The organism is Burkholderia sp. IMCC1007 (assembly GCF_027257875.1).
Taxonomy (GTDB): Bacteria; Pseudomonadota; Gammaproteobacteria; order Burkholderiales; family Burkholderiaceae; genus Burkholderia.
In genome coordinates this window covers 65,958-85,959 of record NZ_JAPVQY010000025.1, presented here as the reverse complement: position 1 = coordinate 85,959, position 20,002 = coordinate 65,958, and the positions used below count along the sequence as shown (strand labels likewise).

Sequence of the window (20,002 nt, the reverse complement as noted above, 5' to 3'; positions counted from 1 at the left end):
GGCGTGCGTCATGCAGCAAGACAGCGGCGGCGCATGCGCGTTCGTCCGGTGCGCAGCTTGCGCGGCGTATCACGCGTCATTCGCGGCGCTGTCGCCGAGGTCGCCTTCGATCGCGGCCGTCAGATCGTCGACGCCCACCATCAGCGCGCGCACCTGACGCAGCGATTCGTACTGGTGCAACACCGCGCGCCATGACGGCAGCGTCAGCAGCGCCTGCCAAATGACACCGAGGCCGTGCCGATCGGCGTCCTTTCGCTGCGCCAGCGCGCTCGCATATTCGAGGCTCGCCGGTGCCGACAACAACTGCATGCGGCTCGCGGCGCCCAGCAGGCGCGGCGTCGGATCCGCCGATGCATCGCAGCAGTACAGCACCTCGCGTTGCAGTGCCGCGTCGTCGGTCGTCAGCGCGTGCAGCGACGCGCCGTGCACGCGCACCGCGCCTTCGCGCGTGTCGAACGCGTACACGGTATTCGGATCGGCTTGCGCGAGCAGGCTCAGGCCGCGCGTGAGGCGCGGCAGATCGGTCGTCGCCGCATCGGCCGACGCTTTCGCTTCGACGAGAAAGCGGACGTGCCACGCGGCCGCCGGATCGTCGCCGCGCGCGCGGTCGAGCAGCACCGCATCCCATTCGGTCTTCGCGCGATCGTGCTTGCCCGGAATCGACGACGGCACGCGCATCGACGTGACCACGCGATACGTGCGTTTCGCATCGCCCGCGTCGAGTTGGGCCGCCAATGCGTCGAGTGCCTGCGCGGCCAGCGCTTCGACGGCCGCGCCGCGCTGTTGCGACGTCGCACCTTGCGCGACGGCGAGTGCGCTGCCTTCGAGCGGACCCTGGCGTTCCCACAGCGTGCGGTATTGCCGGACGTCCGGATCCGACAGCAGTGCGTCGAGACGCTGCAGCCGGCCGAGCGCCGGGTTGTCCTTCAGCTTGACGATGTCCTGGGCGAACGCGGTGTCGGTCGCCATTTCCGGTTGCGCGAGCAACTGTTGCAGCGTGGCATCGAGATCGTCCCACGACGCATCGGTGGCCGCCGCATGCAGCCGCGCGAGCGGCGCGCGCTGCCACGCCTGCGCGTGGCGCTCGAGCCGCGCCGGATGCGCGATCGTGTTGACGGCCGAGCGCAGCGTGCGGCGGTCCTGCTCCGCATGCGCGGCGAACGACGCGTATTCGCGCACGGCTGCCGCGCCGTGCCGAAGCACCGCGGCCTGAAACGCCGGGTCGCCGGATCGAGCGTCGATGGCGTCGCCGATCATTCGTGCGAGCGCATCGACGAAGCGATGTTGCAGTTCCGGGCCGGGCGTGCGGCCGCCGGCCTGCACGCGGCGCGCTTCCTCGATCACGATCGCGATGACGGTGGCCGGATTCGCTGCGTCGGTCAGCGACGCAGCGCGCGCGAGCGGCGGCAGCCGGAAACGGCGGTCGACGGTGCGCAGGACTTCATCCAGCAGGGCGGGCAACGGTGTCGGCGGCATGGCGAATGGCGGCTGTGAACGCGGGTCGCGCGTTCGTGACGTTCGATGTGCAACGGTAGCACGCAGCGCCGGGCGTTGCGCGCCGCGCCTTTCTGTCGGCGACGCGTTGCACGCGGACGACGTTGCGTGTCGTCCGCCGTCTGCTGCGAAGCGTCTGCCGCCGGGCGTCGGGCCATCAGGCCGTCAGCGTCACCGACAGGCTGCCGAGTTCGCCGAAACGCACCGTCAGTGCGTCGCCGAGCGGCACGTCGATCGCGCCCGCATACGAACCGGTCGTCACGATCTGGCCGGCCCGCGCGCCGTCGCCGCGCGACGCGAGGAAGTTGACGAGCCACACGAGCGGCTTGAGCGGATCGCCGTCCGGATGGCTGCCGTCGATCGTCCGGTTCAGCGCACCTTCGAACGACAGCGCGAGCGTCGCGAGCGGTACGTTCAGCCCGTCGGGCACGACGGGGCCCACGCACAGCCCCTGGTTGAATTGCCCGTCGGCGAGCAGTTCGAACTTCGACGCACGCGCGGGCTCCGCATAGCGGCAGCCCAGCACCTCGAGCACGATGCGCACTTCGCGGATCGCGGCGCGCACGTCGTTCTCGTCGTACGGCTCTTCGCGCGCGGGCAGGTCGCGATCGAGCACGAAGGCGATTTCCGGCTCGATCCGCACGATCGGGCCGCCGACGACGCGGTACGGGGCATCGGCTTCGCGGATCGTCGACGCGAAGATCGGCGCGGCGATCACGCGGTCGGGCGGCGGCAGCGCACATTTCCATCCGCCGATGGATTCGCCGAGCAGGTCGGCGACGCGACGCTGGATCGCGAGCGCGGTCTCGACGTCGTCGGGGCGCAACGCGTCGGGCAGCAGCGGGCCGGGCGCGCCGGCATGGCGGGCGGCGACGAGATGCTGGGCGGCGCCGTCCACGCGTTCGGTAGTCGTTGTCATGTCGGTTGAGCGAGTTGAAAGTGAGTCGGCAAAAAAGGGCCGGACGAAGGTCGCAACGTCGATGATAGCGCCTTCGGCGTGCCGGCCGCTCGAATGGCCGTCGCGAAAGCCCCAAGCGCGCGCCGGGCACGCCGGTTTTCTCCTGTGGCGCCTTGTCGCACGGGTGGTTTCCGGCGAACTTGACGGGCGTCAACCCTCGAACCTGCCGCCCGCCGATGATGGTGACATGGCCGTGCGCGCTCCCGCGTGCGGCAGTTCACCCCAGCGAGGTTCGCATGTACGAGAAGATCATGGTGGCCGTCGACGGCAGCGCATCGTCGAAGCAGGCCCTTGCCGAGGCAGTGAAGTTGGCGCTGGCGGGCGACACGCACGTCAGCGTGGTGTACGTGGTCGACAAGTCGGTGCTGTTCACGTATGCCGGCCGTTTCGACCCGCATGCGCTCGTCGAGGAAATTCGCGGCGACGGCATCAAGGTGCTGCGCGAAGCCGAACAGATCGTCGCGCTGGCCGGCGCGAAGGGCGAAGCCGAGCTCGTCGAGACCGAAAGCCTCGGCGAGGACATCGCCGAGCGCCTGCAGCGCTACGTGAAGGAGCGCGGCATCGATCTCGCGGTGGTCGGCACGCACGGGCGGCGCGGGCTTCGGCGCGTGCTGCTCGGCAGCGTCGCCGAGCGTTTCCTGCGCGGCTCGACGTGCCCGGTGCTGCTGATTCGCGGCGACGATGCCGACGTCGCGGCAGCCGCCGTTGCGGCCTGATACGGCGGGTGCGCGATGATACGTCGCCAGTACCGGATCGTCGTCGCGGCGATCGCCGTGTTCGTGTCGCTCGCGGGGATGATGGCCGTCGTGAGCGGCCTGCTGTTCGATGAAGCGATCGCGCTGCGCGGCGGTGCGATCGCGTTGATCGTCGGCGTCGCCTGCTTTGTCGTGATGCTCAATCCGGGGCCGAAAGGAGAAGGGTGACGCGATCCGCGATACGTGCGCGGTGACGTACCGCGCGTATCGGTATCGGACGCCGCCGCCCGCTCCGGGCCGGCCTGCACGTTCAGCCGCTTCAACGTTTCCACCAGCTCGGCATTCTACGGCTGTACCTTGCGTGCCTGCGCGACCGCATCTCGCGCTTCTTCCTGCCGCCCCGGCTTCCACAGCTTCCACAGCACTTCACCCTTGCGCGTCAGGGCCGGTCGCCCATGTGTCGCGCACATCGCTGTCGCCGTACTCATCCTTCGCGAAGATCGCGATCGCGCGATCGAACCACACGAGCGCTTCGTGGTTGCGGCCGTGCGGGAAGCTGCCGGGCGGCGGGTCGCCCGACGGGCCTAACGTTCCGGTTCGACGGGCTCGCGCGATGCCGGATATTGCCGGCATCGCGCCGGTGCTTCGCCTGCGTTTCACCGCCCCGCAGGCGTTTTCTGCCGCGCGCGGTTCTGTCAAACTGGCGCCCATGAAACCGCGCCTTGCTTCACCGCCTTCCTCCGATTCCGCGCCTGCGCCCGCAGGCTTTCCCGACGCCGACGAACTGGCCGCGCTGCGTGCGTGGTACGCGGGCATGACCGTGCGCCGGGCGGTCGAGCGCTATCTGCCCGATCGTCTCGGCGACGGGCGCTCGGCGCGCGGCGTGATCGGCGGCATTCGGCGCCGCCTCGTGCGTATCGCGCGGCAGGTCGGGCGGCCCGATCTCGCGGAGCAGCTCGGTCATGCCGATGGCGAACGCACGCAGATGGCCAGGGCGATGGCCGACGCGATCGGCATGCTGCGCCATGCGCGCGTGCCGGTGCCGCAGATCAGCGACGACGTCGGCCTGTGGTTGCCCGCGCGGGCCGTGGCCGCGCTGCGTGCGCACGGCATCGCGACGCTGGCAGACCTGACCGTGCGGATTCCGCGCCGGCGTCAGTGGTGGCGCGCGATCGACGGGCTCGGCATGGCGAGCGCGCGGCACGTCGAGGCGTTCTTCGCCGCGCATCCCGAATTGACCGAGCGCGCCCGCGCGCTGATTGCCGCGACGCCGCGCGGCAGCATCGTGCCGTGGGAGCAGCTGAAGCTGCCGCACGAAGTCGACGGATCGGCCGGCACGTTTCGCGCACCGCGTGCGACCAGCACGCTCGACGCGGACAACGATTACGCGGCCGTGCATGCGTGGCTGTCGCTGCACGAGTCGGCTGCGACGCGGCGCGCGTACCGGAAGGAGGCCGAGCGGCTGATCCTGTGGGCGATCGTCCAGCGCGGGCGCGCGCTGTCGTCGCTGACGACCGAAGACGCGGTCGCGTATCGCGCGTTCTTGCGCAACCCGACGCCGCACGAGCGCTGGGTCGGCCCGGTGCGGCCGCGCGGCGCGCCGGACTGGCGGCCGTTCTCGGGCGGGCTGTCCGCGCGTTCGGCCGCGTACACGCTGTCGGTGCTCGGCGCGCTGTTTCGCTGGCTGATCGAGCAGCGCTACCTGCTCGCGAATCCGTTCGCGGGCGTCAAGGTGCGCGACACGCGCGGCGCGAATGCGCTCGACACGTCGCATGCGTTCACCGAAGGCGAGTGGCTGCTCGTGCGCACGATCGCGGACGGGCTCGAGTTTCGCAAGGACACGTCGTCGAGCGCGCCGCAGTCCGGCTGGACGCCGGCCGCCGCGCAACGGCTGCGCTTCATCCTCGATTTCGGCTACGCGACCGGCTTGCGTGCGAGCGAACTGGTCGGCGCGACGCTCGGCGACATCGAGACGGACGCGCACGGCGATGCGTGGCTGAAGGTGATCGGCAAAGGCAGCAAGGCCGCGCGCGTCGCGCTGCCGCCGCTCGCGCGCACGGCGCTCGATCGTCATCTGGTCGCGCGGCGGCTGCCGGTGACGCCGGTGCGCTGGCGACCGGATACGCCGCTAATCGCGAGCCTCGCGGAAGACGGTGCGGCCGGGATCACGAGTGTGCGGCTATGGAAGGTGATGCAGCGCTTCTTCGCGCAGACGGCCGCGCTCGTCGACGAGGACAACCCGGCGCTCGCGCAGAAGCTGCGAAAGGCGAGCCCGCACTGGATGCGGCACACGCATGCGACGCACGCGCTCGCGCGAGGCGCGGAGTTGACGACGGTGCGCGACAACCTGCGGCATGCGTCGATCTCGACGACGTCGATCTATCTGCACGGCGACGACGTGAAGCGCGCGCGGCAGATGTCGAGCGCATTTTCGGCAGACAAATGACGCGGTGTGTGGCGCTGCACGCGAATCGCACGGAACGACACGGCATCGGTCGCGGTCAGACGGTTTATCGGGCCACGCAGCGGCGCCTCGCATCGTCGCGGCCGTTGTGCCTGCAATCGACCGCGAGTGACCGGCGGCGCTGATCCGGATCGCGGCCGCGTATAGTCGGTGAAAGAGGTGCGCGAGCATCGCGCACTCCGCTGGAGCACAAGAATGGAGACATCCCAACACCCGCAACGACCACGGTTCGCCCGCCACGCATGGCGCGCGCTCGTTGGCGCGCTTTGTGTCGGCTGGAGCGCGCTGTCGTTCGGCGCGGACGGCGGCGCGGCGCTGCTTGACCGCTATCACAGCCTCGGCGAGCAGCTCAAGAACAACCCGTTCCATCGTCCGCTGTACCTCGAATCGTCCGAGGCCTCTTCGTCGCTGAAGGGCGATATCTACGCGGTCGTCGACTATCCGTACTCGGTCGTGAGCGGCAAGCTCGACGATCCCGCGCAGGGCCCCGCGAACTGGTGCGCGGTGCTGATCCTGCACCTGAACACGAAGTATTGTCACGCGTCGACCGGCAGCAACGGCCCGGTGCTCGACGTGAATCTCGGCCGCAAGGTCGAGCAGAAGCTGTCGGACACCTATCGCGTGCAGTTCCGCTACCGCGTGGCTGCCGCGACGCCCGACTATTTCCAGGTCGACCTGAGCGCCGACAGCGGCCCGATGGGCACGAAGGACTACCGGATCGCGCTGGAGGCCGTGCCCGTCGGCGCATCGCGCACGTTCCTGCATCTCACGTATTCGTATGGCTTCGGCACGGTCGGCCGCATGGCGATGAAGACCTACCTCGCGACGATCGGCAGCGACAAGGTCGGGTTCACGCTCGCGAGCGGCGCGTCGGCCGCGCAGCCGCAATACATCGGCGGCGTGCGCGGGCTGCTGGAGCGCAACACGATGCGTTACTACCTCGCGATCGACGCGTATCTCGCGACGCTCGACAAGCCGCTCGACCAGCGCTTCGCACGCTGGTTCGACGCGACCGAGCAGTATCCGCAGCAGCTGCATGAGCTCGACCGGAGCGCGTATCTGCAGATGAAAGCGCAGGAAGCGCAGCGGCAGCAGACGGCGCGATAGGCGCGGCGCGCATCGTTCAGCGCCGCTCGCCCCGCTCGCCGCTCGCCCGCTCAGTCGAGCAACCCCGCGACGACATCGACGATCCGCTGCAGCAGCGCTTCGTCGTACGGCAGCCACGGCACCGCGCGCAGCGGCGACGCCGGCGGCGCGATCGGCGTATCGACCGGCTCGCCGTCGCGCATCACGCGGCCGGTTGCGCAATGCACCGACCACCCGCCGACGCGCACATGGCGTTCGTCGAGCGTGATTCGCCGTTGCGCGATCGCGTCGGCGAACACGAGCGACAGCACGTGCCGGCGATGCGCCGCCATCACGCCCAGCGGCAGATCCGACAGCCGGTTCAGACGATCCCGGCGTTCCGTTTCCAGCGCGCGGCGGCGCACCGGATCCGTCGCGCGCGATGCCGTGGCGGTGCGCGTTGCGTCGTCGTCGAGCGCGAAGGCTGCGACGCTCACCAGCAGGTCGACTGCACGCGCGATTTCAGAGAACCCGACCGGGTCGACCTCGCCGATCGGCACCGGCGCCCAATGCCGTTCGCGCCTGCGCTCGACGTGCAGCCGGCGCGACGTGCCGTGGCTGCCCGCGCCCGGATAGAGCGGCGCGTCGACGCCGAAGGTCGCGCGCACGTCGCCGAACTCCCGTACGAGCCCGTCGTCGTAAGCACGCAGCGCCCATCCTTCACTGCGCGCGACGTGTCCGCGCCGCGTTCGGCCTTGACCATGAACGACTCGCTGACGCCCGCGTGTTCGGCTGCGTCGTTCTGGCGCCATTTTTGTGCCTTGCGGGCGGCGCGGATCACGCCGCCGAGGTCGGATGCCTGTTCGATCGGGTGCTGCATACGGAACGCCGTCGATAAAACCGTGCGATCGCACAGTATTGGACTCCGATCACCGCCTCGTCGCCGCTTCGTAAGACGTACAGTTTGTCAGAAATCGCCGATCGGCGCCGAACTGTACTCTTGTGTGCGCGTTCCATGTGTGTACCCCGGGGCAACTGTTCTGCTTTTAAGATCAAGCCATCAAGTGCACAGTGCTGCGGGCCCAGACATCACGGGCCTCCCGGCGCATCTTCAAAAGCGAGCCACTGCGATGGAAAAGGCAAAACCGGAGGGAGCAATCAGGGATCACGACAGCCCGATCGGCGGGCAGAACACGCGCGTATCGGACGCCCACGACGCGGCGGCGCGCATGCGCGGGCCGGCAGGGAGCGCGCGATGAAGCTCTACGAAAAACTCGCGGACGACATCGAGCGCCTGATCCGCCAGGGCGTGTACCGGCACGGCGACCGGATTCCGTCGGTGCGGCAGGCGAGCCAGCAGCACCGGATCAGCATCACGACCGTGCTGCATGCGTATCTGCTGCTCGAAAGCCGCGGGTTGCTGGAGAGTCGTCCGCAGTCGGGTTACTTCGTGAACCTGCGTCGCGACGACGGCCATGCGCCGGTGCGCGAATTGCGGCCTTCGAAGCCGATCGCGGTGTCGTCGTCGGTCGACATGAGCCGGCTCGTGCTGTCGACGCTGCGCTCGATCGGCACGGACGACGCGGTGCCGCTCGGCTCGCCGTATCCGGACCCGAGCCTGTTTCCGTTCGAGAAGCTGAACCGCTATGCATACGCGGCCGGTCGCGACAAGTCGTTATGGGGCGTGACGGACGGGCTGCCGCCCGGCCATCCGCGATTGATCCGTCAGATCGCGCGACGCTATCTGGAGAACGGGATGTCGGTGGACCCGAACGAGATCATCGTGACGGTCGGTGCGACCGAGGCGATCAATCTGTGTCTGCAGGCGGTCGCGAAGCCGGGCGATACGATCGCGGTGGAATCGCCGACGTTCTACGCGATGCTGCACGCGATCGAACGGATGGGGATGAAGGCGATCGAGGTGGCCACGCACCCCGAATACGGAATCGACATCGCGGCGCTGGCGGCGATCGCGAAGTCGCAGCCGATCGCCGCGTGCATGGTGATGCCGAACTTCCAGAACCCGCTCGGCTTCCAGATGCCCGACGAGCGCAAGCGCGAACTGGTTGAATTCGCAACGAAGGCCGATCTGCCGATCATCGAAAACGGTGTGTATAACGAACTGTATTTCGGCGATTCGCATCCGAGCACGCTGAAGTCCTACGACCGCAGCGGCATCGTGCTGCATTGCGCTTCGTTCTCGAAGAGCCTGACGGCCGCGTACCGGATCGGCTGGGCATTGCCGGGACGCTATCGGGATCAGGTCGAGAAGCTGAAGTTCCTGAACACGCTGGCGACGCCGTCGATACCGCAGCTCGCGATCGCCGAGTTTCTCGAACGGGACGGCTACGAACATCACTTGCGGCGGTTGCGCAAGGCGTATGCGCAGCAGGCGAACCTGATGCGGGCGATGGTGTCGCGGTTCTTTCCCGAAGGCACGCGCATCTCGAGCCCGGCGGGCGGCTACGTGCTGTGGGTCGAGTTGCCGGCGCAGGTCGATGCGATGCGGCTGTATCAGCTTGCGCTGGAGCAGGGGATCACGATCGGGCCGGGCTACATGTTCTCGATCACGGACAACTACCGGAACTTCATCCGGCTGAACTACAGCAGCCCGTGGTCGCCGGAAATCGAGCAGGCCGTGATCGCGGTCGGCAAGCTCGCGGCGTCGTGCATGCGATGAAACGAAGGCCGGTACGCAGCGCGTACCGGCCTTTCGGTGCGGAGGTTCGGATCAGTTGGCCTTCGCGCGCAGAAACTCCGATACGCGCGCAAGCCCCTGCTCGAGCACGGTCCGGTTGTTCGCATAGCCGATCCGCACGTAGCCTTCCATGTCGAGCGCGCTGCCCGGCGTGAACATCACGCCGGTCGCTTCGATCAGCTCCGTGCAGAACGCGCGCGACGGCATGTCGAACGCATACTTGAGCAGCGCCGTCGTGCCGGACTTCGGCTTGACCCACGAAATCGCCGGCTCGCGCTCGACCCATGCATCGAGAATGGCCAGGTTGGTGCGCACGATGTCGTGATTGCGCTGCAAGATCACGTCGCGGTGTTCGAGCGCGAGCGTCGCGAGATAGTCGTCGATCATCCCGACGCTGATCGTGTTGTAGTCGCGATGCACGCTCACTGCATGGATCAGCTCGACGGGGCCCGCGATCCAGCCGAGGCGCAGCCCGGCGAGCGAGTACGTCTTCGACATGCTCGCCGTGCTGATCCCGCGTTCGTACAGGTCGGCGATCGATGCGCTGTAGCCGCTGCCGACCTGATCGGTGCCGCGATAGACCTCGTCGCACAGCACGTATGCGCCGCACCGTTTCGCGATGTCGACGAGCTTGCCGAGCATCGCTTCGTCCATCAGCGAGCCGGTCGGGTTGTTCGGGTTGTTGATCGCGATCAGGCGCGTCTTGTCGTCGACGAGAGACGCGAGTTCCTCGAGATCGGGCAGAAAGCCGTTTTCCTCGCGCAGCTTCAGCACCTTCACGTTTGCGCCGTAGCTTTCCGGAATCGAATAGTGCTGCTGGTAGGTCGGCAACACCGACACGACCGTATCGCCCGCTTCGACCAGCGTTTCGTAGATCAGTGCATTGCCGCCGATCGCGCCGTGCGTGACGATCACGTTCGCTGCGGACTGGCGCGCGTAAGTCGACGCGATCACGTCGCGCAGACGCTGCGTACCTTCGATCGCGCCGTACGTCAGCTTCATCGGACGCAGCTCGTCGAGCAGCGTGTCCTGCTTGCCGGTCATGGTCAGCAACTGGTCGACCGTCAGCGATTCGACGCACGTCTCCGCGAGGTTGTACGTACAACGGTTTTCGTACAGGTCCATCCAGCGTTCGACGCCGAATTCCTTGATCTTCATGTTCGTTCCTTTGTCGGGTGAGTTGGGTGCGGCACGTCCGCGCCGCATGGAGAGGGAAACGGGCAGCGCCGGTGGCGGCGCGCGCTACCTGACGATGATGTCGCGCTTGAAATACTGGACCGACAGCCGGCTCAGCGTGCCGTCCTTCTTCAGCGCGTCGAGCGCCGCGGTGACCTTGCCGCGCAGTTCGGCGTCCTGTTTGCGAAATGCCATCCCGACGCCTTCGCCGAGCGTCGCGGCGTCGCGGATCGGCTCGCCGAGGACCGCGAATTCGCGGCCTTGCGGCTTGTCGAGGAAGCCTTCCTGTGCCGTCTGCGATTCCTGTACCGCGGCGTCGAGGCGGCCGGACGCGAGATCCGCATAGACGAGATTCTGATCCGAATACGACGTGATCGTGACGCCGCGCGGCGCCCAGTTGCGCTTCAGGAAATCCTCCTGCGCGGATGCCTGCAATACGCCGATGCGCTTGCCCTTCAGGCGTGCCGGATCGGGCAGCAGCCCGGAATCCTTGCGCGCGACGAACACCATCGGCACTGCGTAGACCGGCGGCGTGAAATCGACGATCTGCTTGCGCTTTTGCGTGATGTTCATCGCCGAGTTGACCATGTCGAACTTGCGTGCGTGCAGCGCCGGCAACAGGCCGTCGTAGACGTTCTCGACCCACACGCAGCGAACCTTCATCTTCGCGCAGATCGCGTTGCCGATGTCGATGTCGAAGCCCTGCAACTCGCCGGACGCCGTCTTGCTCTCGAACGGCGGATAGGCGGCTTCGATGCCGATTCGGAGCGCCGCGGTGTTATCCGCGAACGCCAGCCCGGACACGCCCGCGGACAACGCGACTGCGACGACCAGATGCTTGAGGTTCATGCCAGCTCCGATAAGGGGAATCGAACGACGACCGTTGCCTGCTGCGGCCGGCCGGAGCCGTGAAAACTGCTGCGGCGCACCGTGAAGCGGGACAGGCGACCATGACGGATGGTGCTGCCAAGTATCTTCTTTAAAAAACGAATTGTCCATAGTAGACTAAAAATCTACATTTTATGGACGGTGTGACGAGGGCGTCGACGCGCCGCGAAGCGCGCGTTCGGGCCTCTCGCGACTGCACACCGACATCCGTTCGAGGAGACAGCAGGTGACCTACCAACGTATCGAACTGCCTTTGCCGTCGCCGGCACCCGGCGTCGCGCTTCATCTGACCGCACACCGATTCGGCAATCCCGACGCCGGGCGCAGCCTGTATCTGCAGGCCGGGCTGCACGCGGACGAACATCCGGGGCTGCTCGTGCTGCAGCATGTGCTCGATGCATTGCACGAACTCGAGCGCGCGGGACGCATCGCCGGGGCCGTCACGGTCGTGCCGTATGCGAATCCGATCGGGCTGTCGCAGCGCTTGTTCGGGCCGGTCGTCGGGCGCTTCGACTTCGAGAACGGGGAGAACTTCAATCGCAATTTCCCGTTGCTGGAGCGGGCCGTCGCGCAGCGTCTCGACGCGCCGCACGCGCGCGACATGACGCGGCAGGACTGGAAGCGTTTGTTCCGCGAGTTGCTCGACGCGCGCAGCGAACTGACGCCGGCGGCCGCGATGAAGCTCGCGTTGGCGCGACTGGCGGTCGATCACGACATCGTCCTCGACCTGCATTGCGACACCGACGCGATCGCGCATGTCTACGCGTCGACGTTGCAGCGCACGCGGGCCGAGACGATCGCGCGGATGATCGGCGCGCCGGTGGTCATGCTGGAGCCGCACGGCACCGGCGGCGGCGCGTTCGACCAGACGCATTCGAGCGCATGGGGCGCGCTGCAACAGGCCGGCATCTTCGACGAAGCGCAGGGCGGCTTCTCGGCGACGATCGAGTTGCGCGGCCAGGCCGATGTCGACGATGCGCTGGCGCGGCGCGATGCGCGCAACCTGCTGCGCTTCGCGCACGCCGAAGGGATCGTGTCGCTGCCGGAAATCGGTGATGGCGACGATCGGGCCGACGTCATCCCTGCCGTGTTACCGCTGCAGGGTGCCGCGCATGTGCGGTGCCCGTGTGCGGGCGTGATCGCCTATCGGCGCGCACCGGGCGATCGCATCGCCGCGGGCGAGACGTTCGCGGAAGTCGTGCGTCTCGACGGCGACGGCATCAACGCGCGCATGCCGGTGGTCAGCCCGATCGACGGCGTGATGGTCGTGCGGCAACTGCAGAAGCTCGTGCGGCCCGGGCAGCGCGCCGCGCTGATCGCCGGCGACACGATCCTGGCGGAGCGGGATCCCGGGAACCTGCTGCTCGACTTCTGATATCGGCCGCACGAATCGTATCGATCCGAACACTGGAGTGCCGGATGGAACAGCTGGAAATCCCGCTGCCGGGAACGGCGCCGGGCATGCGCATCGCGTTGCGCGAATACACGTTCGGCCCCGCGGGCGCCGCGCGCTCGCTTTACGTTCAGGCCGCGCTGCACGCCGGGGAGGTGCCGGGGCTGCTGGTTATCCAGCATCTGCTTGAACGACTCGTTGCGCTCGAGCGTGCCGGCATGCTGGGCGGCCGCGTGGCCGTCATGACGTGGGCCAATCCGATCGGCATGCAGCAGTGCATCGGCGGCGCGCTGACCGGGCGGTTCGATTGCGCCGGAAGCGGCAACTTCGATCGGCGCTTTCCGGACATGCGGGCCGCGGTCGCGCGGCGGATCGAGGCAGGCGACGTGCCGCGCAGTGTGCGCGACGCGAAGGCGTGGCTGACGGCGTTATCTGCGCCGCCGGCCGCCGCCGCCGATCCGGTCGACTATCTGAAGGCGATGCTGCTGCATCGCGCATTCGCGCACGACGTCGCGCTCGATCTGCATTGCGACAAGACTGCAGTGATGCACGTGTACGGCAACTGGGCGCACGAAGCACGCGCGACGGCGTTGGCGCGCTGCGTGGATGCGTCGATCCTGTTGCTCGAGGAGCATGCGGGCGGCGGCACGTTCGACCAGGCGTTTCACGATGCGTGGGCACAATTGCGCAAGCACGGCGTGCCCGGTTTGCGCGCCGATGAAGCGGGGCCGGGTTTTTCGGCGGTCGTCGAATTGCGCGGGCAGCGCGACGTATCCGATGCGCTCGCCAGCCGCGATGCCGACGGGTTGATCGAGTTCCTGCGAACGGAGGCGATCGTCGCCGATCGCAGTGCGACGCTCGCGCATGCGGCGCCGGCCGTGGCTGCGCTGGAGGCCGTCGATCACGTGAAGGCCGAGCGTACCGGCATCGTGTGCTGGAAGGTGGCGGTGGGCGAGCACGTCGACGCCGATGCGGTGATCGCGGAAATCGTCGACGCAGCCGCGGACGGCGCGCAGCATCGCGTGGCGGTGCGCTCGCGCACACCGGGAATGCTGGTCGCGAGGATGCACGTGCCGTTCGTGCTCGCCGGGCAGCGCATCGCGATGATTGCCGGCCGCGATGCGATACCGGGGCGGGTGAGCGGGGCGCTGCTGCCGGATTGACGTTGGGCAGGCAGTTCGCCGCTCAACGGCTGCCGCGCGCGATGGCCAGCATCACGCCGAAGCCGACGAGCAGGATGCCAAAGGTCCGGTCGATCCAGTGACGTAAGGATAGCAAACGATCGCGGACGGCATCGGCCGAGAAACAGACGGCCACGAGGCTGAACCAGCCCGCGTGCGCCAGCGCGATGAACAAGCCATAACCGATCTGCACGAACAATGGCGTTTCAGGGCGGACCGCCTGCATGAACAGGCTGACGATGAACACGGTGGTTTTCGGATTCAGCACGTTGGTCAGAAAGCCGGTGCGCAGCGCCGCCGGATCGGACAGCGGCACGGCCTGCGTCGAGGGCCGATCGTCGGCGGGCTTGGCCGCGAGCATCTTCACGCCGAGGTAGATCAGGTAGATCGCGCCGACCAGCTTGACGGCGTTGAAGAGCCACAGCGACTGGCGGATCAGCAGGCCCACGCCGAGCAGTGTGTAGCTCACGTGAATCGTCACGCCCAGTCCGATCCCCCACGCGGTGAGCAAGCCCGATCGGCGCGACAGCATCAGGCTGTTGCGCGTGACCATCGCGAAATCCGGCCCCGGGCTGATGACGGCCAGCAAAGTGATGGTGACTACGACTATCCATTCCGTCATTGCATCGTCCTTTTGATTTTCATCGTGATGAGCGAATATTAGGGACCATGATTCGCCAGGAAAAGCGATGATTTCTGACCAGAATGGTGAGTTCGACTCACATGAGATGCGTGCCAATCTGCCGTCGCTGATGGCGCTGCGCTGCTTCGAGGCGGCGGCGCGCCATGAGCATTTCAGCCGCGCCGCCGATGAGTTGCATCTGACGCACGGCGCGGTCAGTCGCGCGGTGCGTCTGCTCGAGGACGATCTCGGTGTGGCGTTGTTCCAGCGGCGCAGCCGGCGTGTGTTCCTGACCGATGCGGGGCGGAAGCTGGCGCAGGCGGTACATGACGGTCTGCATTTGATGAAGCAGGCCGCAAACGAGTTGCGGGCCGACGCGGCCCGTGCGCAGCGCTGGGTGCTGTCGTGCGAGCCCACGTTGCTGATGCGCTGGCTGATTCCGCGCTGGCCGGACTTCCAGGCGGCTTACGCGGGCGTCGATATCCATCTCGCGGCGGCGGGCGGCCCGTTCTCGTTCGACAACGGCATCGACATGGCGATTCGTCGCAACGATTTTGCGTGGCCCGCCGGTTATCACGCGGAGAGACTGTTCGCGGAAAGGGTGGGGCCGGTGTGTCGGCCGGACAAGGTCGACACGTGGTTTTCGGGCAGTCGCGGCGACTGTGCGTTGAAGCGCGGCGTGCCGCGACTGCATACGCGCACGCGGCCGCACGCGTGGAAGGAATGGGCGGCGGCCGCGCATCAACCGCCGGGAGGCGGACGCGGGCAGACGTTCGATCATTTCTATTTCAGCCTTCAGGCGGCCGTCGCGGGGCTGGGTGTCGCGATCGGCCCGTGGCATCTCGTGCGCGATGATCTCGATAGCGGCGTGCTGGTCGCGCCGATGGGGTTCGTCGAAGATGGTTCCCAGTATTGCCTGCTGACGCCGGAGCCGGTGAAGGACGGTAGCGCGCAGTCGGCGCTGTTGGGCTGGTTGAGGAAGATGGTTTGACGTGTGCGCCGGATCGTTGTGCGACCTCGGTGCTATGCAAAAATAGTGCTTCGTGGATTTCCGTAGGCGTCGCTTGTGCACTCGTTCCTGCCTTTCACGAACGTCCTCTAGCCGCCTCAAGTCGGTTTTGAAGCGGCCCTTCGGAAGCTGGACCGACCGCTCATCGGCGCAAATGGCCGTGAATTATGCCGAACGCCTGGTTGGCGACACGGTGTGCGACAGCGAAGCCGTTGCAGTTCCATGGCTTTCAATGGCCGCCCGCGTGCGTTGTGACATGCGCGCCGCGGCTTCCCGTAGCGATTCGACGAGACGCTCCAGATTGGCGAACTCGAGACGTTGAGTCGGAATGATCAACGCAAGCGATCCGACCGCTTCGCCGGAGTCGTCGGTGAATAGCGGTGATGCGAGCGCCGACACGCCGTGTTCCAACTCATCTCTCGAGAGATAAAAGCCCGCGCGCCGGATTTTGAACAGCGAAGCTCTAAACTCTTCCAGCGTCGTCCCGAGGCCGCTTTGCGCGATGTCCTCGGGATATTGTTCGAACAGGAACGAGAGCTTGGCCTTCGGGAACGTGGAAAGTATCGCCTTCGGAGCGGCGCCGAGAAACAGGGGGCGTGGCCGGCCGCGGCCGTATCGGAGATCAAGCGTCGCGTCGTGAGTCTCCCGGTGCGTGTCGACAAGCTCGTTTCCGTACCAGCGCGACATCACCACATCAAAGCCGGAATGCTCGCTCAACTCGTGCATGATCGGCTGGCCAACGGCAAGCAGAGGATCGGAAGCGCGCAGATGGTAATCCAGCCTGATGATGCGCGGGCCGAGACCGTATTCCCCGCCGGTGAACCGGACGAGCAAACCCGCATCCACGAGTTCACGCACATAGCGATAAGCCGTGGGCGCCGAGCAATCGAGTTCGGCAGCAACGTCTTCGGCGGACAAAAAAGGCTTGTTCTCCGAAAACAGTTCAAGGATGGATAAAAGCCGGGTGATGCTCGACATTTGGGCACTGAACTCCTGTCATGTAAGCGGATTATGCCACTCGCGCGCTTTCCCGACGGCCTTCCCGGCTCACCGCAAGCGCTCGGGCGCGCCACGCCCGACAGCCTGCTTTGTGCACGGCCCCTGATTTGTGCTGGCCCTATAGCCCGCCAACCGAGCAAGCAGCTTGCTTACGCAAGACCCATGCGCACAGCCATCTCCGCTTGCCACTCGGCGCGTGGCCTGAATCCCGGTAATGCGCGCGCGTGTTGTTCGACGGCGGCCATCAGCGCTGCGTCAGGCAAGTCGAAATCCACGGGTACGCGCATCGGCTGATCGACATACCAGGGCGTGTCGACGAACAGCTCCAGCCGGTTGCCTTCGGGATCTCGCGCGTAGATCGAAATCGCATTGCCGTGCGTGACGGGGCGGATCTCCTCCACGCCTTCCGAGACAAAGCGCGCGTGAAACTGCCTGAGGGTGTCGAGACTGTCCGCTTCGAGCGAAATCTGATTGATCGGATTGAATGCCAGCTGCTCCGGCCGCCCGCTCGCCAGCACGATCTGGTGATGCACCGCGGGATCACGACTCAGGAACACCAGCCGCACCTCACCGTTGGGCGTCTGCAGCATCCCACGATCGGTCACTGTGAACTCCAACACCCGCGAATAGAAGTCCTCCACCCGTGCCATGTCGCACACGTAGAAGCCCATGTGGCTCAACGACAGGCCGCGTCGCGCTTTCTTCATACCATCCATGCTCGTCTCCGGTAGTGATAAACCCTAAGGAAAAACACGTTGTGTTCATCGTTAAATGTAGCTTATTCTCAAAATACGATAAATGCACGACTTTATTTCGGTCGACGGCGTTGATCTAACCGACTTTTTATCCCTCTGGAGCATCAATGAAACTCGTCAGCTTTTCTACCCATCAAGGCTCTTCGTTCGGTGTCCTTCGCGACGATGACGTCATCGACCTTGGCAAACGCCTGAACGGTCGTTATGCCGACCTGAAGGCACTGATTGCCGCCGACGCGCTGGGCGAGGCCGCGCAGGCGGCTCGGACTGGTAAGGGCGACTATCCGCTGTCGGAAGTGACGCTGCTGCCGGTGATTCCGAACCCCGAGCAGATCTTCTGCGTCGGACTCAACTACGCTGAACACGTGAAGGAAACCAATCGCGAAACGACCGAGCAGCCGGTCATCTTCATGCGGCTTCCAGCCTCGCAAGTGGGCCATGGACAGCCAATGTTGCGTCCGCCCGAGTCGCAGCAGTTCGACTACGAGGGTGAAATCGCCGTGATCGTCGGGCGCGGTGGGCGGCGCATCGCTGAAGCCGACGCGTGGAATCACATCGCCGGATACGCGTGCTACAACGATGGCTCGGTGCGCGACTGGCAGCGTCACACCACCCAGTGGGGACCGGGCAAGAACTTTTATCGCACGGGCGCCTTCGGGCCGTGGATGGTAACGAGCGACGAGATCGAGCCGAACGCCCTCATGACGCTCGTCACGCGTCTGAATGGTCAGGAGGTGCAGCGCGCGACCACGCAGATGCTGATTCACGGCATCGCCAGGCAGATTGCCTACCTGTCGACCTTTACGCCGCTCGCGCCGGGCGACGTCATCGTCACCGGGACGCCCGGCGGCGTCGGAGCAAAGCGCAATCCGCCCCTGTTCATGAAGCCTGGCGATCGGGTCGAAGTAGAAGTCGACCGGATCGGCGTGCTCTCCAATCCGATTGCCGACGAAGCATGAAGATTCGTTTCCGGGCGCGCCCCTGCGCGTCCGGCGCCTCATCAAGTGGATGTAGACATGTCAGATAAAACCATTTCGATGCACGCATGCGACTACGATGTCGCGATCATCGGCCTCGGTCCTACTGGTGCGACGCTGGCCAACTTGCTGGCGATCGAGGGCTTGCGGGTACTCGTGCTGGAGCGAGACAAGGACATTTTTGCGTTGCCCCGCGCAGTGCATTTTGACGGTGAATGCATGCGGGTATTTCAGAGCATCGGGCTCGCAGATACGCTGCTTCCCAAACTGTTTGTCGCGCCCGGCATGAAATTCGTCAACGCCGCCGGCCAACTCCTGATCGACTGGCCACGCCCCACGTGCATTGGGCCGCACGGCTGGTGCGCCAGCTACAAGTTTCATCAACCCGACCTCGAAAGCGCGCTGCGCGATCGCCTGGCGGGTCAGGCAAACGTCGATGTACGGCTGCGTCATGAAGTGTTCGCGCTTGACGAGACCGGCGACGGCGTCCAGCTCCGCTTCGAAGACACCCGCTGCGGCAAGCTTGGCCGTGCGACGGCTCGCTATGTGGTCGGATGCGATGGCGCGCGCTCGATTGCGCGACGATTCATGGGTACCGAGCTCACCGATCTGAAATCGCACGAACGTTGGGTCGTCGTCGATGTCTTGCTCGACACGCCGCGCCCCGACCTTGGTGATTTCTCCATTCAGTATTGTGATCCGGCGCGCCCGACGACCTATACCCGCGGCCCGGAAAATCGCCGCCGCTGGGAAATCATGGTCATGCCGGGAGATGACGTGACGCAACTCGCGTCCCCGGAATGGCTGTGGGATAAGCTCGCCCGCTGGATTTCGCCCGCCGACGCCCGGCTCGAGCGTTCCGCGATTTACACCTTCCACTCGGTCGTGGCGAATGGGTGGCGCCGCGGACGACTGCTGCTGGCTGGCGATGCTGCGCATCAGACACCGCCCTTCATGGGCCAGGGGATGGCGGCCGGCATCCGCGACGCGTCGAATCTTGCATGGAAGCTCGGCGCCGTCATTCGTGGCGCTTCGCCCGATACGCTGCTCGATACGTACGAATCGGAACGTTCGCCTCATGTGCGCGAGTTTATCGAAACCGCGGTGCAACTCGGGTCAGTCATTCAGACGACCAATTCCGAGGCCGCGACTAGCCGGGACAACGAGATGAGCGCCGCGATTCGCAACTTTGTCACGCCGCAACCGAAGCTCGGACCGGGGGCCTGTCTCGACGCTTCCTCGTCAGCGGCGGTGGGACAGATCGCGCCGCAGCCCCGCCTGGCAGACGGGCGTCTGATGGATGACGTGATCGGCTATCGGTTTGCGCTCGTCGCGCTGCCCGAACTGCTGGCCGTATGTGATGACATTGCCGAGCGCGCTAAACGGGCGGGCGTCGAGCTCGTCAACGACACAGACGCCGTGCGTACATGGTTAGCGTCAACGGGCGCCGCAGCGGCGCTAATCCGGCCCGACCGCTACGTGTACGGCGTCGCACGCGATAGCGCATCGTTGCATGCGTTGCTCGAACACGCGTTCCCCGTACTGCAGACCGCCACCGCCTGATCGGGCAGGACGACACACAGACAGCGTCAAACCGCTGACATATCGCGGCAACGCACACAACCGAT

At 66.2% G+C, this 20,002-nt stretch carries 19 protein-coding genes; 10 read left to right on the top strand and 9 right to left on the bottom strand.

The window, feature by feature from the left end; all coding sequences use genetic code 11:
* Positions 1-69: 69 nt before the first annotated feature.
* Both O1Q03_RS21480 and O1Q03_RS21475 read right to left on the bottom strand, forming a co-directional pair.
* The gene (locus tag O1Q03_RS21480; protein WP_269505962.1) at positions 70-1,476 is read right to left on the bottom strand and encodes a 3-deoxy-D-arabino-heptulosonate 7-phosphate synthase; all 1,407 of its coding nucleotides are present in this window, start codon (positions 1,474-1,476) and stop codon (positions 70-72) included.
* Positions 1,477-1,651: 175 nt separating this feature from the next.
* Positions 1,652-2,413: a 2-keto-4-pentenoate hydratase gene (locus tag O1Q03_RS21475; protein ID WP_269505960.1), complete on the bottom strand. Its 762-nt coding sequence runs from the start codon at positions 2,411-2,413 to the stop codon at positions 1,652-1,654.
* Positions 2,414-2,688: 275 nt separating this feature from the next.
* Between O1Q03_RS21475 and O1Q03_RS21470 the strand changes: the two genes are divergently transcribed.
* Positions 2,689-3,168, top strand: a complete 480-nt coding sequence (locus O1Q03_RS21470; RefSeq protein ID WP_269505959.1) for a universal stress protein — start codon at positions 2,689-2,691, stop codon at positions 3,166-3,168.
* Between the two features lie 15 nt (positions 3,169-3,183).
* Entirely contained in the window at positions 3,184-3,375 is a 192-nt protein-coding gene (locus O1Q03_RS21465) for a DUF2964 family protein (RefSeq protein WP_269505958.1), read from the top strand.
* Positions 3,376-3,573: 198 nt separating this feature from the next.
* Here the strand turns inward: O1Q03_RS21465 and O1Q03_RS21460 are convergent, their stop codons facing one another.
* On the bottom strand, positions 3,574-3,858 hold the full coding sequence (locus tag O1Q03_RS21460; protein WP_269505956.1) for a hypothetical protein: 285 nt from the start codon (positions 3,856-3,858) through the stop codon (positions 3,574-3,576).
* Here O1Q03_RS21460 and O1Q03_RS21455 point away from each other — a divergent pair.
* Both O1Q03_RS21455 and O1Q03_RS21450 read left to right on the top strand, forming a co-directional pair.
* The gene (locus O1Q03_RS21455; protein ID WP_269505954.1) at positions 3,857-5,593 is read left to right on the top strand and encodes a site-specific integrase; all 1,737 of its coding nucleotides are present in this window, start codon (positions 3,857-3,859) and stop codon (positions 5,591-5,593) included. The two genes, O1Q03_RS21460 and O1Q03_RS21455, sit on opposite strands and share 2 nt — an antisense overlap.
* A 213-nt stretch (positions 5,594-5,806) precedes the next feature.
* The gene (locus O1Q03_RS21450; protein WP_269505952.1) at positions 5,807-6,718 is read left to right on the top strand and encodes a hypothetical protein; all 912 of its coding nucleotides are present in this window, start codon (positions 5,807-5,809) and stop codon (positions 6,716-6,718) included.
* Positions 6,719-6,768: 50 nt separating this feature from the next.
* Here the strand turns inward: O1Q03_RS21450 and O1Q03_RS21445 are convergent, their stop codons facing one another.
* Positions 6,769-7,344, bottom strand: a complete 576-nt coding sequence (locus O1Q03_RS21445; protein WP_269505950.1) for a hypothetical protein — start codon at positions 7,342-7,344, stop codon at positions 6,769-6,771.
* Between the two features lie 587 nt (positions 7,345-7,931).
* Between O1Q03_RS21445 and O1Q03_RS21440 the strand changes: the two genes are divergently transcribed.
* The gene (locus tag O1Q03_RS21440; protein ID WP_269505949.1) at positions 7,932-9,356 is read left to right on the top strand and encodes an aminotransferase-like domain-containing protein; all 1,425 of its coding nucleotides are present in this window, start codon (positions 7,932-7,934) and stop codon (positions 9,354-9,356) included.
* Between the two features lie 51 nt (positions 9,357-9,407).
* Here O1Q03_RS21440 and O1Q03_RS21435 read toward each other — a convergent pair whose 3' ends face one another.
* Together O1Q03_RS21435 and O1Q03_RS21430 are read right to left on the bottom strand one after the other, a co-directional pair.
* Positions 9,408-10,532 carry an aminotransferase gene (locus O1Q03_RS21435; RefSeq protein WP_269505947.1) on the bottom strand — a complete coding sequence of 375 codons (1,125 nt, stop codon included), beginning with the start codon at positions 10,530-10,532 and terminating at the stop codon, positions 9,408-9,410.
* 84 nt (positions 10,533-10,616) lie between these two features.
* Positions 10,617-11,399 (bottom strand): ABC transporter substrate-binding protein, encoded by a 783-nt coding sequence (locus O1Q03_RS21430; RefSeq protein ID WP_269505946.1) that lies wholly within the window; start codon positions 11,397-11,399, stop codon positions 10,617-10,619.
* Between the two features lie 265 nt (positions 11,400-11,664).
* Between O1Q03_RS21430 and O1Q03_RS21425 the strand changes: the two genes are divergently transcribed.
* Positions 11,665-12,813 carry a succinylglutamate desuccinylase/aspartoacylase family protein gene (locus O1Q03_RS21425; protein WP_269505945.1) on the top strand — a complete coding sequence of 383 codons (1,149 nt, stop codon included), beginning with the start codon at positions 11,665-11,667 and terminating at the stop codon, positions 12,811-12,813.
* 44 nt (positions 12,814-12,857) lie between these two features.
* Complete coding sequence (locus O1Q03_RS21420) at positions 12,858-13,994, top strand: succinylglutamate desuccinylase/aspartoacylase family protein (protein ID WP_269505944.1); 1,137 nt, start codon at positions 12,858-12,860, stop codon at positions 13,992-13,994.
* Positions 13,995-14,016: 22 nt separating this feature from the next.
* On the opposite strand, the gene O1Q03_RS21415 is transcribed toward O1Q03_RS21420, so the two are convergent.
* A complete protein-coding gene (locus tag O1Q03_RS21415; RefSeq protein WP_269505978.1) occupies positions 14,017-14,634 on the bottom strand; it encodes a LysE family translocator in 618 nt (205 codons plus the stop codon).
* Between the two features lie 67 nt (positions 14,635-14,701).
* Here O1Q03_RS21415 and O1Q03_RS21410 point away from each other — a divergent pair, with 67 nt between their 5' ends.
* Positions 14,702-15,625, top strand: coding sequence for a LysR family transcriptional regulator (locus O1Q03_RS21410; protein ID WP_269505943.1), 924 nt, complete (start codon positions 14,702-14,704; stop codon positions 15,623-15,625).
* A 183-nt stretch (positions 15,626-15,808) separates the two neighbouring features.
* Here the strand turns inward: O1Q03_RS21410 and O1Q03_RS21405 are convergent, their stop codons facing one another.
* Both O1Q03_RS21405 and O1Q03_RS21400 read right to left on the bottom strand, forming a co-directional pair.
* The gene (locus O1Q03_RS21405) at positions 15,809-16,621 is read right to left on the bottom strand and encodes an IclR family transcriptional regulator (RefSeq protein ID WP_269505941.1); all 813 of its coding nucleotides are present in this window, start codon (positions 16,619-16,621) and stop codon (positions 15,809-15,811) included.
* 170 nt (positions 16,622-16,791) lie between these two features.
* Positions 16,792-17,358: a VOC family protein gene (locus O1Q03_RS21400; RefSeq protein ID WP_269505939.1), complete on the bottom strand. Its 567-nt coding sequence runs from the start codon at positions 17,356-17,358 to the stop codon at positions 16,792-16,794.
* A 146-nt stretch (positions 17,359-17,504) separates the two neighbouring features.
* Here O1Q03_RS21400 and O1Q03_RS21395 point away from each other — a divergent pair, with 146 nt between their 5' ends.
* Together O1Q03_RS21395 and mhpA are read left to right on the top strand one after the other, a co-directional pair.
* The gene (locus O1Q03_RS21395; RefSeq protein WP_269505938.1) at positions 17,505-18,356 is read left to right on the top strand and encodes a fumarylacetoacetate hydrolase family protein; all 852 of its coding nucleotides are present in this window, start codon (positions 17,505-17,507) and stop codon (positions 18,354-18,356) included.
* Between the two features lie 57 nt (positions 18,357-18,413).
* Entirely contained in the window at positions 18,414-19,937 is a 1,524-nt protein-coding gene (gene mhpA, locus O1Q03_RS21390) for a bifunctional 3-(3-hydroxy-phenyl)propionate/3-hydroxycinnamic acid hydroxylase MhpA (RefSeq protein ID WP_269505937.1), read from the top strand.
* Positions 19,938-20,002: the final 65 nt, after the last annotated feature.

What these genes read in the sequence shown, in the direction of transcription:
- O1Q03_RS21480 (WP_269505962.1), bottom strand. Translation starts at nt 1,476, where the DNA reads ATGCCGCCGACACCGTTGCCCGCCCTGCTGGATGAAGTCCTGCGCACC.
- O1Q03_RS21475 (WP_269505960.1), bottom strand. Translation starts at nt 2,413, where the DNA reads ATGACAACGACTACCGAACGCGTGGACGGCGCCGCCCAGCATCTCGTC.
- O1Q03_RS21470 (WP_269505959.1), top strand. Translation starts at nt 2,689, where the DNA reads ATGTACGAGAAGATCATGGTGGCCGTCGACGGCAGCGCATCGTCGAAG.
- O1Q03_RS21465 (WP_269505958.1), top strand. Translation starts at nt 3,184, where the DNA reads ATGATACGTCGCCAGTACCGGATCGTCGTCGCGGCGATCGCCGTGTTC.
- O1Q03_RS21455 (WP_269505954.1), top strand. Translation starts at nt 3,857, where the DNA reads ATGAAACCGCGCCTTGCTTCACCGCCTTCCTCCGATTCCGCGCCTGCG.
- O1Q03_RS21460 (WP_269505956.1), bottom strand. Translation starts at nt 3,858, where the DNA reads ATGGGCGCCAGTTTGACAGAACCGCGCGCGGCAGAAAACGCCTGCGGG.
- O1Q03_RS21450 (WP_269505952.1), top strand. Translation starts at nt 5,807, where the DNA reads ATGGAGACATCCCAACACCCGCAACGACCACGGTTCGCCCGCCACGCA.
- O1Q03_RS21440 (WP_269505949.1), top strand. Translation starts at nt 7,932, where the DNA reads ATGAAGCTCTACGAAAAACTCGCGGACGACATCGAGCGCCTGATCCGC.
- O1Q03_RS21435 (WP_269505947.1), bottom strand. Translation starts at nt 10,532, where the DNA reads ATGAAGATCAAGGAATTCGGCGTCGAACGCTGGATGGACCTGTACGAA.
- O1Q03_RS21430 (WP_269505946.1), bottom strand. Translation starts at nt 11,399, where the DNA reads ATGAACCTCAAGCATCTGGTCGTCGCAGTCGCGTTGTCCGCGGGCGTG.
- O1Q03_RS21420 (WP_269505944.1), top strand. Translation starts at nt 12,858, where the DNA reads ATGGAACAGCTGGAAATCCCGCTGCCGGGAACGGCGCCGGGCATGCGC.
- O1Q03_RS21415 (WP_269505978.1), bottom strand. Translation starts at nt 14,634, where the DNA reads ATGACGGAATGGATAGTCGTAGTCACCATCACTTTGCTGGCCGTCATC.
- O1Q03_RS21410 (WP_269505943.1), top strand. Translation starts at nt 14,702, where the DNA reads ATGATTTCTGACCAGAATGGTGAGTTCGACTCACATGAGATGCGTGCC.
- O1Q03_RS21405 (WP_269505941.1), bottom strand. Translation starts at nt 16,621, where the DNA reads ATGTCGAGCATCACCCGGCTTTTATCCATCCTTGAACTGTTTTCGGAG.
- O1Q03_RS21400 (WP_269505939.1), bottom strand. Translation starts at nt 17,358, where the DNA reads ATGGATGGTATGAAGAAAGCGCGACGCGGCCTGTCGTTGAGCCACATG.
- O1Q03_RS21395 (WP_269505938.1), top strand. Translation starts at nt 17,505, where the DNA reads ATGAAACTCGTCAGCTTTTCTACCCATCAAGGCTCTTCGTTCGGTGTC.
- mhpA (WP_269505937.1), top strand. Translation starts at nt 18,414, where the DNA reads ATGTCAGATAAAACCATTTCGATGCACGCATGCGACTACGATGTCGCG.